We start from the raw sequence: 18,256 nt of genomic DNA on the forward strand, positions 1-18,256 counted from the left end.
CGGCTTGTCCGCGGGATCCAGTATGGAAACTAGTTCTTAAGCCTATTAAATAAATTACAAGCCCAACTGAGAAGTCTTACTTAATTATAAGCCCTTTAAAATAGCAGCAATTTTGGTGAAGCATTCGTCATACTCATCTTCACAAATTGAATCAATAACAATAGCTCCACCTGCAGCAAGGTAAAGTTCATTATCAGCAGCAACAATAGTTCGAATGGCAATATTTGTATCAAATCGGCCATGAGCAGAGAAGTAACCTATACTGCCACAGTAAACACCTCGTCGATAAGGCTCAAGTTCCGCAATCATGTGCATAGCTTCACGCTTTGGTGTACCTGTAATTGAACCACCGGGGAAACAATTTGCAAAGGCGGCAACCGGCGAAACAATATCAACACACTCTGCTGTAATGTGACTCACTAGGTGGTGTACCGCCTGATAACTTTCTACTTCACATAAAGCAGGTACTTTAACTGTACCTACTTTAGCAATTTTGCCTAAGTCATTACGCATTAAATCAACGATCATCACATTCTCTGCACGATTTTTAGGACAGGCACTTAATGCCTGTTGCCACTTAATATCTTCTGCTTTAGTTTGCCCACGCGGTTTTGTTCCTTTAATGGGCGAGGCAAGTAACTGCCCATTTTCGAATTTAATAAAACGTTCCGGCGAAAAACTCAAAATAATTACGTCGCCTATTTTCATAAAAGCGCCAAATGGCACAGGGTTGCCTGCTCTTATCTTGCTATAAATTGCCCAAGGCTCACCCTCGAAGTAGGCTTTGAAAGGCTGTGTGTAGTTAACTTGATAGCAACGTCCTTGTTTTAACGCTTGATGAATATTAACAAAAGCCTTTTGATATTGTGCTTTTGTAATTAAAGGAGTAAATGTTTTTTGAGGAACTATACCCTTTACCGTTATTTTCTGACCATGCCATTTAAGCAAAACCTCTTGAACAATTGCAGGGGTTTCAGCTTGCGTGTTAGCAGCAAAAAGGGAAATTTTTTTTAAATGATGATCAACAATAACTGCCCAATCATATAAACCAATTTGAGCGCTTGGCATACTGACTAATGATTTTTGTTTTTTACAAGAAACGTCAGCTAATTCACAACCAAAATCATAAGAAAAAAAACCAATTGCTCCACCCTGAAATGGTAAATCTAATTGATAATCTACTAAAGGTATATTTCTTTGTAGTGCATCTAAAAATGCATTGGCTGTAAAATGCTTGGTGGAGAGAGTATTATAAGGGTAAGCACTTATAATATCATAGCGACCTCGAGTAGAATCAGCGCTTTCTAACAGAACAAATCCAGGCAACTGGGTTAACTTGGTATAATAGTCGCTGACTTTATTAGTATAGGGAATATCAATTATTGAAAACTTCGTCATAATTCTCTACCAAAACTACTTGATATTTTAGTTTGCCCTGCAATGTTGCCTTTTTTTTTCACAAAAGTAAAAAAAATTACAAAAGCCATTAAGTTAAATACCACTACTATTATATAGTTTGGTCACTTAATGAGAGTAACTGCATAAGTGATAATCTAATCCAAGCTTTTCTAAGTAAAATTCAAAAAAAGTTAATAAGGTAAGTGGCACAAATGACAGCAAAGATTTAATCCGAACGTCTAAAGATGGTGTTTATTAAAATTTATGAGTATTCTATGTCTCTATGCTTAGAAAAGGAGATGTAGTGTGACAATAATCGCACATTTTGAAATAGCATTTAAACAATTTTTAGATGAACAAGGAAAGTTACATAATTCACTGCCCACATGGGCAGAAGATGGCTCTATTTTACAAGAGCTCTACCGTATTATGGTTCGTACACGCATCTTTGATAAAAAAGCAATTGCACTGCAGCGTACAGGTAGGATGGGTACTTATGCGCCGATTAACGGTCAAGAAGCCATTTCCACCGCCATTGGCCATGTCATGCATAAAGAGGATGTCTTAATTCCCTATTATCGTGATTATGCAGCTCAACTACAACGCGGCGTTAAAATGGCTGAAATTTTAGCCTATTGGGGTGGTGATGAAAGAGGTAGCCAATTTAACTGTAATTCGGGAGATTTACCCATTTGTGTACCTATTGCCTCTCAATGTCTTCATGCTACAGGTGTAGCATTCGCTTTTAAATATCGTAAACAACCACGTGTTGCCGTGACATGTATTGGCGAAGGCGGAACATCAGAGGGCGACTTTTATGAAGCAATTAATGTTGCTGGTGCCTGGCATTTACCTGTAGTTTTTGTAGTTAATAATAATCGTTGGGCTATTTCTGTACCTTTAGCCAAACAAACTGCCTGCAAAACTATTGCGCAAAAAGCTATTGCTGCTGGTTTTGAAGGTATTCAAGTAGATGGGAATGATGTCATAGCTTGTCGCGATGTGGTTATGCGGGCTATCGAAAAAGCGCGCCAAGGTGGTGGTCCAACTTTAATTGAAGCACTTACTTATCGCTTGTGTGACCATACTACTGCTGATGATGCTACCCGTTATCAACCTGCATGTGAAGTTGAAGAAGCGCAATTAAAAGAGCCTATCGCACGACTCAAAAACTTTCTAATCGAAAGAAAATTATGGAATGATGACCAAGAAAAACAATTAATCGATGAAAGTAACGAATTTGTTCAGCAACAAGTTGATGACTACTTAAAGAAATCGCCACAAACTGTTAATACAGTATTCGATTATCATTATGCAGAACTACCCGATTATTTAGTTGAACAGCGCGCAATAGCTATGGAGGAAGCCACAAATGCCTGATATTACCCTTGTTGAGGCAGTTACCCAAGCGCTAGCTTACGAATTAGCCGAGGATGAAAATGTCATTGTATTCGGTGAAGATGTCGGTAAAAATGGTGGGGTCTTTCGTGCGACTGTAGGTTTACAAGAACGCTTTGGTGAACACCGTGTGTTTGACTCCCCTTTGGCTGAATCAATGATTGGCGGGCTTGCAGTCGGCATGTCAATTCAAGGCTTAAAGCCAGTTGCTGAATTTCAATTTATGGGTTTTATTTACCCTGCTATGAATCAAATTATTTCGCATGCTGCTAGAATGCGTAATCGTACCCGTGGTCGCTTACACTGCCCTTTAGTCTTTCGGGCGCCTTTTGGTGGTGGTATCCGCGCACCAGAACATCATTCCGAAAGTACTGAAGCTTTATTTGCGCATATTCCTGGTTTACAAGTCGTTATTCCTTCATCGCCAAAGCGTGCTTATGGTTTACTTCTTGCTGCTATTAGAAATCCTGATCCAGTTATTTTTCTAGAGCCTAAGCGTATTTATCGATTAGTTAAGCAACCTGTAGAAGATAATGGTGAAGCATTACCTATTGGCAAGTGTTTTACACTTATGCAAGGTGATGATGTAACTCTAGTAAGCTGGGGTGCTAGTATTCATGAAACGATGCAGGCAGCCAAACAATTAAATGAAGAGGGCTTATCTTGTGAAGTGATTGATGTGGCAACGATTAAGCCATTAGATATTGAGACCGTCTTAAATTCCGTTGAGAAAACAGGCCGCTGTGTGATTGTGCATGAAGCAGCTAAAACAGGGGGCGTTGGCGCTGAAATTTCAGCTCAGCTCATGGAAAATTGCCTAGATAGTTTGCTTGCGCCTGTTCAACGAGTCACTGGGTATGATACGGTGATGCCTTATTTTCAACTAGAAAAATACTATATCCCTAGTGTTAAACGAATCAAAGACACTGTTATCAGCATAATGGAGTAATAATGAATATTTTTAATTTACCTGATTTAGGTGAAGGTTTACCCGATGCAGAAATTCATGAATGGTTTGTCAAAGAAGGCGATACCGTTAAAGCTGATCAACCATTAGTATCTATGGAAACCGCAAAAGCCGTTGTTGACGTGCCTTGTCCACAAGACGGGGTGATTGCCAAGCTTTATGGTAAACCGGGCGATGTATTAAAAACAGGTACGCCGCTTGTTGCTTTCGAAGCAACTGCTGCAGCAAAAGCAGATAAAGGAACCGTAGTTGGCAACTTAGAAGAAAGTCATGATGTAAGTGAAGATAACTTTACAATTGGCGCAAGTAAAACAAATACAACTCGCGCCAAAGCAACTCCCACGGTACGCATGCTAGCAAAAAAACTAAGCGTTAACTTAGCTACTTTATTAGGAAGTGGCGAACATGGCATGATTACCCGTGAAGACGTGGAACGCGCGGCCTCTAATCAAACGCAGCTTCCAGAAGGTTTTGAAGCCTTACGGGGCGTTAGAAGAACCATGCTAAATAGCATGATTCAATCTCATCGCGATGTCGTACCTGTTACTATTTTTGATGAAGCAGACATTCATGCATGGACCTCTGAAAGTGATATTACTGTTCGCCTTATTGCAGCACTAACTGAAGCTTGTCAATTAGAGCCTGCTTTAAATGCTTGGTTTGATACACTACATAATGCCCGCAAATGTTTTAAAGAAATGCATTTAGGGTTAGCCATGGATACCGAAGATGGGCTATTTGTACCTGTAATTCATCAGGCAAATACCTTATCAGCAACTGAATTACGAAAACAGATTGATGAGTATAAGGAAACGGTCCGTGAGCGCTCGGTCCCTGCTGATAATTTAAAAGGTGCGACCATTACTTTATCTAATTTTGGTAAATTTGCCGGCCGCTTTGCCAGTCCTATTATCGTACCACCGACAGTTGCTATTCTTGCCGTTGGTCGTTTATATGAAGCACCAGTAGTAGACAATGGAAAAGTTGTCGCACATCGCATGCTACCCTTATCATTAAGTTTTGATCACCGTGCGGTAACTGGTGGTGAAGCGACCCGGTTTTTAGGGGCGGTGATTAAAGCGTTGCAACAAGCTTAATCTTATATTTCAAATAAAAAACCCCGCTTTAGTTGGGGTTTTTGCTAACATGACTAACTTAGCAATTTTAGAAAAGTATTTTATCAAACATAAAACTGTTTGAAAAACTGGGATGACAACTCACTTAAAATATAAAATTGTTTAGGCAAATTGATATTGCTAAAATAAATTTAAATCTACCCAACTACCCTCCCGCATTGCCAAATGTATCGTTTCTAAAAAACACATGCCTCTTATACCTGCATCTAAATCTGGATAATTTAACTCTCTTTCTTGCTTTTCTAAATTTTTGATAGCTAAATAAAATTGATAATAATGATTAGCAAAAACTTCAATCATTCCTTCGGGATGGCCGGCTGGTAGACGGCAGTTAGCTAAAGCATTTTCTGAAAGATAGGTATTGTTATTGCCTGCTTCATAAATTTGAATTGGGGCATTGAGGTTGGCGTATTTTAATTGATGATGGTTAGTATGTTCCCATTGTAAGCTACCCTCTTCGCCTACTACCTGAATAGTTAAATTGGCGCTATCACCAATGGTTATTTGAGAGGCAAGCAAAATACCTTTAGTACCATTGGTAAATCGTAATAAAATAGTGCCATCATCATCTAATAATCGATTAGGCACACAGGTATTAATTTCAGCAAAGAGAGATTCTGTTCGTAAGCCAGTAACATACTCTATTAAATGAAACGCATGAATGCCAATATCAGCCATTGTGCCTAATACACCTGCGTAATTTGGATTTTGCCGCCAACTTGCCTGTTTATTACTTGGCTCATTAAACTGACTTAACCAGCCTTGAGTAAAACTCACATGTACTTTCCTTACCGCACCTATTTTACCCATTCTAATTTGTTCACGCATTTCTTTAATCATTGGGTAACCAGCATAAGTATATAAAACATAGCCCAAAAGATTTTTCTCTCTGGCTAAATCCCTTAAAATGATTGCTTCTTCTAAATTAAGGGTCATTGGTTTTTCTAAAATGATATGAAAGCCATTCTCTAGGGCGACTTTTGCAATAGGAAAATGGAGATGATTAGGTGTAACAATAGAGATAACCTCTATCCGCTGCTCTTGGGGTAAGCTTTTTTCTTTTTCTAACATTGTTTGGTAATCTGGGTAAATTCTTGATTCATCTAAGCCTAGTGTTTGCCCTAATTGTTTTGACTTATTAATATCTTGACTAAAGGAACCAGCAACTAAATCATATACATTATCTAATCTCGCAGCATAACGATGGATTGGACCAATCATTGAGCCCAATCCACCACCAATCATTCCCCAGCGCAGTTTTTTCATAGTATTTAATTTGTCCCTAGTAAAAATTATAATTATTATAGGACTTACGAAAAACACCAATCTCTTCGTTAAAAAACATTTTTAATTCGGTCCTAAGTTATCTAAACTCCCTCATTAAAAATGTTTTTTGCCTTGACCTTGGTATTTTTTGTGAGTCCTATATTATAAATGGTTAGCTTAGCAAATTTAGCTTTATTTGAAATACAGGAAAATTACAGTATGGAAACACTTAATAATTATATTTTTAAGGATTCTGACCTTATTAAACAAATTCCTGGCTTTTTATTTGTCAAAGATTTACAAGGTCGAATCATTAACGCAAGCCCTTCCTTTATAGCAGCGACAGGCTATAAGACATTGCGCGATATAAGCGGCAAGACTGATTTTGATTTACCATGGGCGACTCTTGCGTTGGAATACTTACGTTGGGATCAAAAAGTAGCCAAAGGTTATTTTTTAATGAATCACTTAGAACAGCATTGTCATGTGAATTCATCCTATTTTGAGGTTTTGGTCAATAAATCTCCTTTAATTAATGCCGCTGGAGAAATTACAGGTATTATAGGTTTATACACTATGCAACCTTATGTTAAAGCCAATAATATTTATTTAGAGACAAATTCACTAGCAATTTATGGGCAACAAAGGAAATGTCTTAAGTATCTTATCCAAGGATTATCCGCAAAAGAGATCGCAAAAAAGATGGATCTCTCCCACCGAACAATAGAGTATTATTTACAAATTTTACGCAAGAAACTGGCTTGTCGAAATAAAGCTGAACTAATTATCAAAGCGAATCGTTTTTTGCAAGCAAATGAATTTGATTAACTTTATTTTAATATCACTTAAAGAGTTTTTGCCTAACCTGTGAATTTTAATTTAGTGCAAGGCGTAAAAGTTTCGAGGAGCGGAGTTTACATGAAGTAAATGAGCACCGCAGAAACGTTTACAACGCGGCAATAAAGTAAAAGACGCAGGTTAGGCAAAAACTCTAATGATTAAAACTCACTGTCCAATATACAGCATTTACAATTAATTTCTGCATTTGTGGCATAAAATATATTGGATAATCTTCATGGCCAGCACGAATATAAACAACTTTACCCTGATTAATTTGCCAAGTTAACACTTCTCGACTTATTAGATTATTATTCCATTTGCCTTGCATAATGACTTCAGCAGGTGTCGGCACTTCAAAAGGCTCTTCATATATTTCCGTTTGTGGAATAGTAAAGTTACTTATGCCTGCGGCGATAGGATGATGCGGTAGCAATATTTCAATGTGTTCAGGCTCGCCGGTGTCTTTGTAGCTTTGCCATTGACCGCTTGCCTTGAGAATTTTTTTAAAGGGTTTAGAAAAATGTGAGGAATGCAGAGCAATAAATCCCATGCCGTGTTCGATAGCTTCCGTAATTTGATTAGCTATTTCATCTGGTAATTCATGATGTTTTTTATGACCAAACCAAATTAATACATCCGCTTGTTTGAGCGTATCTTTTTTAATACCAAAGCTATCATCATTAAAACTTATAGCATGACTATCTATGTCAGCTTTTTCTGTTAAAAAACTAGCAATATGACCATTAATGCCTATAGGGTATACTTCTTTTGGTTCTGTTCCTTCAGACCATACTAATACTTTAATTAAACGTTTTAAACTTGAAGTCATAATAAACCTCCTTATTTTAGTTAAGGCTTTCCTTCATATAATAAAATTAAGTATGCGCGATTCATATAATGTAAAATTACGTTATTTTTTGATTTTAAAATTTAAAAAAAATAATAAAGTAAAAGATAAGTACAAATAGGCAGCAGTAAATTGTCTAAACCCTTGCTACAAGCCCCTTCTAACAAAGTAAGAATAAGTGCAAGCAACAATGAACTTAATAAAGGAAATGAATCTTTTATTAAGTAAATTGGAATAACAATACAGAAAAAACTAATGATAAAAAAAGCCGCTGATCCCTCTAAAGATTTTTTATTGTTAAAGAGGGTATATTGAATACGGTGATATTTAACGCCGATAATACTCGCTGCAGCATCAGCAAGAGAAAGAATTAAAACAGGGATAGCAAAGAGTAAATAATTTTCTTTTGTTAAATAGAAAAGCAAAATGATACTGATTGGAAAATAGATTTCTCCTAAAGATAAATGTCTTAAATTAAAAACTGGATTAAAAGTATGTTTAAGATAAGGCAGACGTAGTATTAAAAAAAATACGATAGTTAAACCCATAATAACGATAACAGATAAAATATTATTAAATAAAATGGGAAAAGTTAGGCAAGTTAAACCACAAAATATATGGATAAATTTTCTTGAGTATTCTGGGTGAGTGCGGATAAATTTTTGTAATATATATAAGCTTAGAAATATAGTTAAATAGAGAATGATAAAAAATAATATTGTAAATGGCTTAATTTCATTTAACACTAAACTCTCCAGTTCAATCGTCTCCTAATTCAACCATAAACTGTTATTCTAGGGCGTCCATGTTGACACTTCGCCTTTAAGGCCTACTTGCCTTGGCTTGCCCGAGGCATCCAAGGGAATATTCAATTAAGAACAAATTTTATCATATAAAACTTCCCAAGCAGGATTTAATTTTTCAATCAAATTTAATTTCCATTGTCTAGGCCAGTTTTTAAAGCGTTTTTCACGTCCGGCAGCCACCACATAAAACTCATGTATTTCATAATAGACTAACATATGTACATTATATTTAGCTGTAAAGCCTCTAATCACCGAATATTTATGCTCCTAGACACGTTTAATAAGATCTGATGTTGAGCCGGTATACAGAGTACCATTACGCCTACTTGCCATGATATACACATAAAATGATTTCATTTCGCTTCCCTTTTATCGAGTTTGGACTCGACAGGAAAGGTATCATGTCACCGACTCTAATTACATAGGAAAACAACTAAAACAACATGCCATCATTAACCTTGAGATTTTTATCTATTAATGAATGAGAGATTTATTAAAATAAAAATTTAAATTAGGCATCTACTGGATGCCTCAAACCAGCCGAGGCACGTTGGCTGGGTATAGTGTTGCATGGATATATTTCGGACCTAATTACAACCAAATTAGCCCTTGTCATCCCTGCGCAGGCTGGGATCCATTCATTAATAAGCACTGAGCTAAATTCCACCATGGGTTCCCACCTGTACGAGGGATTTATATAGAAAAAGACACCTATTATTTACTCAACAGGGCCTGTAGGTTGTGACAGAACGTTTTGTTTTAACTAAGAGTATTCGTCTTAACTAAAATAATTTATTTAAAATTGTTTAAGTTATGCTTAAATTATTCTGCACCACGCTATCCAACGAATGCTCTACTGCATCAACCTTTTGCATCCGCTGAGTTCGCTGGAAGAAAAATGTAGCTTGACGCGTTGTTATTTTACTTATAGCAAGTTTTATAAGACTAAAAATATTTAATGCAATGTTTGCTACTATTGGTTTCCATGCTTCCCTATGTTTACTTAACTTATCATCTTCACTATGTAAAAGTGTTTTAAAATTCTCATGAAAAGAAAGAAGCCGCTGTTTACGAACTATTCCTCCCCTGATTAGTTCGTCTTCATTTTTCACCAAAAATTCGTCTAAACTATCTTTTAAACGGTAAGCTAAGTCTATAGCAGTTTGACCGGGGTTAGTTTTGTTGCCTTTAAGATACTCTTTATCATTTATATCAATACCATACTTATGCATACCTTCAATATCGCTATACAAGCTTTTTATTCCCAAAGCCAGGTCTTTTGTATCATTATTATTAAACAATCTCTTTAAGACAGAGTTAGCGTTCCTAAGACTAACGATGGGTGCATAAATTTCCGAACTAAAATCGTCACTGTAGTCAATAGGCAAGGTCTTATCATAATCTCTAACAGCTATTATTAATCTATTCAATAAAGGCTGTAAGTGTTGGCCAGGAAAGTTAAATTTATTAGTGTTAATAAATTTTATTAATTTTTTGCTATTACCATCGTTAACATAGTTTTCTAAAGCGCTTTTTAATCCTTCTTTGGTTGGGGAACCATTAATAAATAACGCACGAGCTTGACTATCCTTCCAAAGCAACGTGTCTTTAAAACTAAATCTTTTTGTACGATTTACCAGATAATCATCTAACTCTTGTTTGAAATCACTTGCTAATATCATACGCGTTGCAATACGGCTCTGCGCGCTAAATACACAACTCTCTTTAATAGTTAATTCTTTTTTGACTTTATTACGGCTTTGTTCAGTATCCTCAATGACTCTAAGTAACTCTTGACCTTCAGCTGCTAATTTATCTTCTGATAAAAAGGATTTTAATTTTGCTATTTCCGAGCTCGCTTTTTTGATAAATAAATTTGCTTCCTCTATTTCTTGTCTATATGCTTCATTAATATTTTCTTTATGCACATCAATAATGTTAATAGTCACTCGAGCGCTTTTTTCTTTAGCTTGATGAATTAAACTTTGAATTTGGTTTTGTAATTTTCCTACTAAGGAAATAGTTAATTCATCAAAATTGGCGGTTATTGCATCCAGTTTTTCTTGTAAAGACAAAACCCTTATAGATCTAATATTTTCTTCAATTTTTTTAACTTCGTTTTTTATATCCTTAATCTTATTCATTAGTATATTAAAACTAGCAAAACTAGGTTCTGAATTCTGCAGATACGTTTTAAACAGTTCAGTAAATTGCGCTTTGGTTACTTGTACTTTGGTAATTTCTGCATCAAATAAGTTGACTATTTCTTTGTGATAAGAATTCGCAAGCTCGGTTAAATCTTTTTGTAGTAATAAACAAAGACTATTTAACTGCTTAAATTTGGCTTCATAGCTACTAGAATCAACTAATTTTAATAATAAACTTAATTCTTGTAATTCTTTGCTTATAACTTTTAAACTTGTTTGAAAAACTTCAACAGAAGCTTGCTTGTTTTTAAAGTTTTCGATTAAATCGGGGGAGTCATCTAATTTATTTTTTAAATCATTAATTTCACTTCCCAAAAGTTGCATTTCTTCTGATAAAGTAATTAACTTATCTAAAATTTGAATTTCTTGATGCAAAGTAAATAATTCTTTTTCTTTGTTTTCTACATCCTTAATTTTTCCGTGTAATTGTATCTCTTGCTGTAGAGCAGCAATACTTAAATTATCCGCTGTAATTTCTTTATCAATATTTTTTAATTTACTAATTATTTCTTTTAAAGGGTTAGTTATTGATAAAATCTTATGAGTATCTGATGCTAATTTTTCTAGCCTTTGTAACTTTAACGCATTATTTGCCTTTGTCGATTCACTTTGGAAAATGGAAGGATTAAAAATTTTTCTTAAGCGTTGATAAAATTCTTTCCAATGATTTGGAGCCGTAACGACTACATCTGGACAAATAATATCAAAAAATAATTTTTTTATGTGCGGGTTATTAAATGCCTTAGTTTCTTCAAATACACCTCCAATTTGACTAAGAGGTACATCGCCCTTAGCTGCTGGAATCAGTTTTTTATCTATCCATGAAGAAATTTTGTATAACTCAGCTAATCCTTCATTTTTGATATCGTCTTCGTGGGCCTTCTCTAATGTTTCAATATAGGTTATAACGGCTTGGCGCTCTGTATCCGCTAATTGTTCTAAAATCTCAATAATTTCACTTCTCTTTTCTAAGGGCATATTTCTATTAAGAATAGCTAAAGACTTAGAAAAATCTGCCAGACTTTCTTTAAAATCTAACGTGCTATCATTTACTCTTTTGTGTAAAATATCTATCTGTTCTTTAGGCTTTAATGCTTGAACTGATGCAAGTTCGTCTTGCTCTGTTTGTAACTGCTCAGGTTTAAAATTTTTACGTAATTCATTTATCGAGTGCAGTTTATTTTCTAATATATTCTTAAGTTCATTAACATTGCCTTCACTCATTTTTTTCTCAAATTGAACTTTTTCTTCTAGCTTTTTTAACATACTATCTTGTTCAATTAGAGTTATTTCGATTTGCTTAATAACTCTCTTTATTTCAACTAACTGATTATTTTCTATTTCATACAAATGCTGAAACTCTTTTTGATTTCCATCACCGAATAGAGTGACTAAGTCTTTTGCAATAACTGCATTTACACTGAGCTCTTTTAAATGTTTTTCTTGTAAATCAAGCTCCTGCAGTAAAGTATGAATTGCCTGTTTTTTACTATCTAACTCAATAATTTTTTTAGCAACGTAATCTAGTTTATATTCTAAATCCTCAGGTAAAATGCCTATTTCAAACCTAATTTGCTCTGCTTGTATTTTTATTTCTTGACAAGAAGCGCCTATGGCTGTCGTTGCCTTAAGATGCTCTTGCCTTTCTTCCTCTACCCACCTAAGCCATAGTTCATTCATTTGAGCAATTATCTCTTTTTTAGCTTGGTTAAGTGGTTGTTCAATTTCAGATTGTAAGGATTTAAAAATATTATCGATGTATTCTTTAACAGTTGTTAAGTGGGTTATAGCTCCTGAAGTCACAACAAATTTAGTTGTTAACAGTTCTTGCTGCATGAAAAGTGGAGCAAGACCAAATTGGTGATAATTAACAAGCAAGGAAGCTAAATGACCTTGTGATTCTTTGATCACTTCGCTTAAAACTGTTTTTGTCCGTAATCTATTAAGCAAATCGTTTTTATCTTGAATTAAATGCTCATGCGCAACTAAATCAAGCTGTTCTATTTGCTTTAATTTATTAACTGAGTCATATAAAGTTGTTTTAGAATTTTTAGACTCGGTAAGCTCGCCAACTACTAAGTCTGTAATCTTTGAGGTTATATCAGTTAACTTTGTTTTATAACCTTGCACTAAATAACTAATAGTTCCCTGAATCAATTCAGTCTTTGCTTTTTCACTTTTTACTTTAGGCGTCTCAGCAAAATCTCTAAAATAATCTGCAATTGTTACATCAATTAATTGGTAACTTTGCGGCGCATATTGTTTATATAATCCATTGATATCAACCAATTGTTTCGTCTCGCTGAGTTCAAAAGCAAAATTGCCTTGATGAATAATTGGTTTGCCTAGTAATTTTGAAGTATCCTCAATTGCCATAGGATTTAAAAAAGAAACTAACTTTGCAAGGTCATCTTTAGGTACAGTCGATAATAATTGAGATACGTCAGCTACAATATCAAACATAATTGGATGTTTAATTTGAAAAGCATACCGCTGTAATAATGAATTTAAATACAGGTGTTTAAAATTTCTTAAGAATGTTTGAGTAATGTCACTTATAAGTTTATTTTGGTTTTTAATATAGTTTAAGGTTAAAAAAGGAAAATTAATGTTTTTCAACAAATCTTCAATGAGTGTTTCGACGCCAAAACTTTGCACAGTTGAATTTTTTAAAAGGTTTGCTTTTATTTGTATCTTTAATTCATTTATAGTTCCTGCTAAATTCTGTTCATTCTGTGGAATTTCTCGTAAACTCTGTGCTACAGCTGTTTGAATGATATTAGCTAAATTCTTTTTAAGAAAACGATATAACTTATAAGTAGGACTTGTGTAATCTTTAGTTGAACTCTTTAAGCTTACCAGTTTTGGAATTACCAATATGTCAGTTAAACCAGGCCCACTTCCCTGATTGTAAATACCCATAACACTACGCAATTGATCGATTAGCTTTAACAATTTATTGATTTGACTAGCCGTTTCTTTTGCTAATTCTGTTTTATCTGCTTTAAACTCTTTATCACTTTTGGCTAATTTAAGACGCGCTTCTATTAATGAAAGTAATTGATTAAGGGGGCTATCTGTTACATTTGTATAAGGCATAGTAAAGCTCACAAAAGTTTAATTTGTTCTTCAACTAAAATTCGACAATTGTGAGCATTTTTTTTGCATAAATCAATAAAAATAGCTGATTATATTAATTTTTAGCAAGTTTATTTAATAAATTTCCAAGGCGGCACCCAGCTGTAGCTAGCCGTTGCTTAACTGTCGTTTTAACAGTATGCTGGTATGCTTTAGATGGTTTATCTCCATTTTTTATTAGATAAGCTAATTCAACTGCTAATTGATGCGATTCTTCAGCCCATTGGCTAGGATTTAATACATCAGAATTCGCATCACAGGGCCAGCGCTTTTCTAAGTTATGAGCTTTTTTTACTATATCCTGATATGTATATTGCGTCTTTAAATAACCACCACCATTATCCCAATAAGCATGTAAATTATTAGCTACGGGATTAGGTGCTAATATAATCAAATTTCCGCCCTGATCACCGTTGGGATAAGCTTTACTAAATAAACTAACTGCATGCATTGGTTGATGAATATCACCAATAACATGTAACAAAACACGCAAACTAAAACCCTTATCGTAAGTAGTGGCTGTTTCGTTTTTTAAAATAGCAGTAGCTTCATTAATAGCAAAAATGGCATTAATTTTATCTGGCTCAGTAATAGGCGTGTTATCAATGGAGTAAGGAATATCAACATAGTGTAGTGGTTGCAACCATAGCTCATTTCGGTAGCGTAAGCGATCTAGCCAAGGTGCGGCACTAACCAGTGATTTAGGACCATACACTTCATCAAGTGCATGGTTATATGCATTATAAATTTGTTTTGCTTGCGGTGTTAGTTGATCGTAAGCAATTTGAGCAACGATGCGATGACCTACATTATTCCATGCGTAAGCACTTACACTAAAACCTAAACTTATCCCTAAACCTATTATTGCAAAACATTGTTTTTTCATTATCTATCCTAAATACGGTGACCATGCGGGTTCTTGTACATCACCTTCGCGAGTAGGAAGACGTACCTTAACGCGGCCATCAATTGAAACCATCCCTAATATACCTTTATCTTGATAGCGAGTCGCATATAAAATAAGTCGACCATTCGGTGCAACAGAAGGTGACTCAGCTACCGGCGAAAACGTTAACTGGTTTATATAGTTTTTACCAATCTCTTGTACCGCAATGGTAAAGCGACTATTGTCATCACGATGCAACATAACAATATGTTTTTGATCAGGCGTATAAGAGGCACGAGCGTTATAATTACCTTCATAAGTCATTCGACTAATATTACCATCGGTAAGTGATAACTTATAAATTTGAGGTGAGCCTCCACGCCCAGAAGTAAATAATAAAGAACGATTATCAGGCGCAAATCTTGGCTCAGTGTCAATTGCCTCGCCAAACGTTAACTGTTTTAAACTACCACTGCTTAGGTCGACACTATATATTTTAGGGCTGCCTCCTTTAGAAAGCACTACAGCAAGTTGTCGCCCATCAGGTGACCAAGATGGCGCACCATTTATCCCCATAAAATCAGTGACTAATGTTCTTCGCCCATTGGCAACATTGACAATAAAAACTTGGGCTTTTTTCTTTTCAAAAGAAACATAGGCAATGTGACGACCATCAGGAGACCATGAAGGTGACATAAGTGGGGCTGTTGATACAAGTAAACTTTGCGGGTTATGACCGTCAACATCTGCCACTTCAAGAAAATATTTTGAACGCCCGTCTTGTCGTTGTACTAATACATAGGCAATACGAGTAGAGAAAACACCTTTTTCACCCGTTAGTTTTTCATAAACTAAGTCACTAATATGATGAGCTAATGAACGCATCTCTTTAGCACTTACTTGAAAGCTTTGCGTTAACAATACGCGGCCCTGCGCTACTGCATCAATGAGCTTGAAACTAACCTCATAATGATTAAACCCAGCCTTTAAAACATGGCCTGTTAATAAGCTATCTGCTCCGGCCTGACGCCATACATTAAATGACACATCTTCCGCTGAGTTACTTGGCAGGGTGACTAATTTAAAGCGCCCAGAAAAACGTAAATCATTATTAATAACATTAGTTAATTCTTGACTTACACTATCATAACCAAAAGAGTTAATAGCAATTGGTAAGGCGGAATTAACACCTTGAGTTAGTTCCAAATCTAAGGCAAACAAGGATTTTGCAAACACAATAAATAGTAGTGCTATAACTTTCTTAAGCATTTACCTACCCCCTAACATTTTCAGGTCTTACGGTTAAACTAATATCACGAAATAAATCAAAAGTTGTTGGGTCAGTTGGCACAGGTAATGGTGATGCTTTATAAATAGCCGTTTGTGCTGAGCGATCGAGTATAGGATCGCCACTACTGCGTATTAAACTTACTTCCAAAACTTCTCCACTGGGTGCTAAACGAATCCTAAATTGACTAGATAGGTTATCATTTACATTCTCAGGCAGAATCCATTGTTGGCTAATTGCATTAATAATCATTGCCTTATATTTATTTACCTCGCCTGCAATTTTTGCTTTGTCTGCAGCTTCTTTTGCTGCTTGTTCTGCACGGTATCGCGCTGCTTGGGCTTTTGCTTCCTTCTCAAGCTCTTCTTTTTCTTTTTTTTCTTGCTCTGCTCGAGCTAAATTTATTTGTTCTTCTTGTTTAAGCAATGCAAGTTTTTCTGCCTCTTGGCGCTGTTTTTGTTCTAATTGCTTTTGTTTATTTTTAAGGTCCTCTAAACGCTTAGTTTCTTGCTCTCTTTGCAGAGTCAATTGTTTTAAACGTTTTTGTTCTTCTTCTATCGCTTTCTTTTTAGCTAGAGCTAATTTAGCAGCCTCTTCTTTTAATTTGGCTAGTCGTTGTTGCTCTTGCAAACGTGCCTTACGGGCAGCTTCAGCTTGCTTTTTTAACGCAAGTTGACGATCCTGCTCCGCTTTTTGTTGCTTGACCCGCTCTTCCTTTAAGCGATTTACTGTTTCCATGACTTCTTTACTATCAACACTTACTGCTTTTACAATCTCAGGTTTAGGCTGATCTACTACCTCTGCAGGCATTATCTGGCCTGGCTTATTTTCAGTTTCTTTGACTAAAACAGGTCTGGCACTCATTGATTCAGTTAATAGTAAAATACCTAAAATAAGATGTAAAAAAAGAGCAACGAAAAATGATTTACGATAACTATTATCCATCATCCCTGATACTCCTGTGTTGCTTTTAAAGAATCCGTTAATAAGCCAACCTGCTCTGCTCCTGCTTGTTTAAGCAACCCCATAGCAGCAACAACTTTACCATAAGAAACACCTTGATCGCCTTTAACAAGAACATTCAAGGCCTGGTGTGTTTGTTTCGCTAATTCTAATTCAGCAGCAACGCGTACCATGAGAGCGTGTGGTTCAATAGGACTGTTAGGCTGACTATGAATATTTAGAAAATAATCACCTTGCTGATTAACAGAAACAATAATGGGTTCACGATCACCAGATGCTAGAGATTCGCTAGCAGCTTTAGGTAAGTCAACCGTCACCCCTTGTGTTAATAGAGGCGCTGTAATCATAAAGATAACTAATAAAACAAGCATAACATCAATATAAGGCACCACATTTATTTCAGCTACTGGACGGATACTAGTTCGCTTTTTTCTTAACATATTATCCTCTAACTGGCACGGCAGTTTGCTGTTCGATTAGAGCAACTAGCTCATCTTGAAATAAATCATATTGATTTAATAAATGATTAGCCCGAGTTGAATAACGATTATATGCAATTACTGCAGGAATAGCTGTAAATAAGCCTAATGCTGTTGCAACTAGTGCTTCTGAAATACCAGGTGCTACCATACCAATTGTTGCTTGTTGAGCTTGGCCTAATGCTTGAAGTGAAGTCATAATTCCCCAAACGGTTCCAAATAAACCGATATAGGGCGCAATTGATCCTACTGAGGCAAAATATGGAAGGTGACGCTCGAGTTTACTGGCTTCTTTAGCATGATTAATTTGCATCACTCGTTGAATAGGTTCAAGTATGACAGAACCATGTTTTCTGGAACGAATATATTCTTTAAAACCAGCATGAAAAATTGAGGCTAATCCATGCTTTTCGCGAGGGTTACTATCGATGTCACTGTATAACTTACTTAAATCTGTGCTTTCCCAAAAACGCTTAGTAAAATCATTATATTCGCGTCGTTTACGACTAAAGTACCAAGCTCGTTGTAAAATAAGTGTCCATGAGAAAATTGATGCAACAAGTAAAATCAGCATCACAAGTTTTACTACAATACCTGCTTGTACAAAATAACCCAAAACACTGGCATGGCTACCCAT

The 18,256-nt window shown here is 35.6% G+C and carries 14 protein-coding genes and 1 pseudogene; 4 read left to right on the forward strand and 11 right to left on the reverse strand.

Annotation, left to right across the window (positions count from 1 at the left end):
- Positions 1-84: 84 nt before the first annotated feature.
- The gene (gene pabB, locus E1P04_RS11475; RefSeq protein WP_131783045.1) at positions 85-1,398 is read right to left on the reverse strand and encodes an aminodeoxychorismate synthase component I; all 1,314 of its coding nucleotides are present in this window, start codon (positions 1,396-1,398) and stop codon (positions 85-87) included.
- 306 nt (positions 1,399-1,704) lie between these two features.
- On the opposite strand from pabB, the gene pdhA reads away from it, so the two are divergent.
- Genes pdhA through E1P04_RS11490 form a run of 3 tightly spaced genes read left to right on the forward strand, consistent with a single transcriptional unit; the run spans position 1,705 to position 4,860 of the window.
- Positions 1,705-2,778: a pyruvate dehydrogenase (acetyl-transferring) E1 component subunit alpha gene (gene pdhA / locus E1P04_RS11480; protein WP_131783046.1), complete on the forward strand. Its 1,074-nt coding sequence runs from the start codon at positions 1,705-1,707 to the stop codon at positions 2,776-2,778.
- Positions 2,771-3,745: an alpha-ketoacid dehydrogenase subunit beta gene (locus E1P04_RS11485; protein ID WP_131783047.1), complete on the forward strand. Its 975-nt coding sequence runs from the start codon at positions 2,771-2,773 to the stop codon at positions 3,743-3,745. Before pdhA ends, E1P04_RS11485 begins: the two co-directional genes overlap by 8 nt.
- 2 nt (positions 3,746-3,747) lie before the next feature.
- Positions 3,748-4,860: a dihydrolipoamide acetyltransferase family protein gene (locus E1P04_RS11490; protein ID WP_131783048.1), complete on the forward strand. Its 1,113-nt coding sequence runs from the start codon at positions 3,748-3,750 to the stop codon at positions 4,858-4,860.
- Positions 4,861-5,019: 159 nt separating this feature from the next.
- Here the strand turns inward: E1P04_RS11490 and E1P04_RS11495 are convergent, their stop codons facing one another.
- Positions 5,020-6,165, reverse strand: a complete 1,146-nt coding sequence (locus E1P04_RS11495) for a Gfo/Idh/MocA family protein (protein WP_131783049.1) — start codon at positions 6,163-6,165, stop codon at positions 5,020-5,022.
- A gap of 219 nt (positions 6,166-6,384) precedes the next feature.
- Between E1P04_RS11495 and E1P04_RS11500 the strand changes: the two genes are divergently transcribed.
- Positions 6,385-6,993, forward strand: coding sequence for a PAS and helix-turn-helix domain-containing protein (locus E1P04_RS11500; RefSeq protein ID WP_165482761.1), 609 nt, complete (start codon positions 6,385-6,387; stop codon positions 6,991-6,993).
- A gap of 163 nt (positions 6,994-7,156) precedes the next feature.
- On the opposite strand, the gene E1P04_RS11505 is transcribed toward E1P04_RS11500, so the two are convergent.
- The 9 genes and pseudogenes from E1P04_RS11505 to tolQ form a co-directional block, all read right to left on the reverse strand.
- A complete protein-coding gene (locus E1P04_RS11505; protein ID WP_131783051.1) occupies positions 7,157-7,834 on the reverse strand; it encodes a ThuA domain-containing protein in 678 nt (225 codons plus the stop codon).
- Between the two features lie 101 nt (positions 7,835-7,935).
- Entirely contained in the window at positions 7,936-8,598 is a 663-nt protein-coding gene (locus tag E1P04_RS11510) for a diacylglycerol/polyprenol kinase family protein (RefSeq protein ID WP_131783052.1), read from the reverse strand.
- Between the two features lie 126 nt (positions 8,599-8,724).
- Positions 8,725-9,015, reverse strand: a pseudogene (locus E1P04_RS11515) (GIY-YIG nuclease family protein).
- A 449-nt stretch (positions 9,016-9,464) separates the two neighbouring features.
- Complete coding sequence (locus E1P04_RS11520) at positions 9,465-13,964, reverse strand: coiled-coil domain-containing protein (protein WP_131783053.1); 4,500 nt, start codon at positions 13,962-13,964, stop codon at positions 9,465-9,467.
- Positions 13,965-14,058: 94 nt separating this feature from the next.
- Positions 14,059-14,889, reverse strand: a complete 831-nt coding sequence (locus E1P04_RS11525) for a S1/P1 nuclease (RefSeq protein WP_131783054.1) — start codon at positions 14,887-14,889, stop codon at positions 14,059-14,061.
- Positions 14,890-14,892: 3 nt separating this feature from the next.
- Positions 14,893-16,158, reverse strand: coding sequence for a Tol-Pal system beta propeller repeat protein TolB (tolB, locus tag E1P04_RS11530; protein WP_131783055.1), 1,266 nt, complete (start codon positions 16,156-16,158; stop codon positions 14,893-14,895).
- 4 nt (positions 16,159-16,162) lie between these two features.
- Positions 16,163-17,125, reverse strand: a complete 963-nt coding sequence (gene tolA / locus E1P04_RS11535; RefSeq protein WP_131783056.1) for a cell envelope integrity protein TolA — start codon at positions 17,123-17,125, stop codon at positions 16,163-16,165.
- Complete coding sequence (gene tolR / locus E1P04_RS11540; protein WP_131783057.1) at positions 17,122-17,580, reverse strand: protein TolR; 459 nt, start codon at positions 17,578-17,580, stop codon at positions 17,122-17,124. Before tolR ends, tolA begins: the two co-directional genes overlap by 4 nt.
- 1 nt (position 17,581) lies before the next feature.
- Positions 17,582-18,256: a protein TolQ gene (gene tolQ / locus E1P04_RS11545; RefSeq protein ID WP_131783058.1), complete on the reverse strand. Its 675-nt coding sequence runs from the start codon at positions 18,254-18,256 to the stop codon at positions 17,582-17,584.

The organism is Legionella gresilensis, from assembly GCF_900639865.1.
In the GTDB taxonomy this organism is placed as follows: domain Bacteria; phylum Pseudomonadota; class Gammaproteobacteria; order Legionellales; family Legionellaceae; genus Legionella_C; species Legionella_C gresilensis.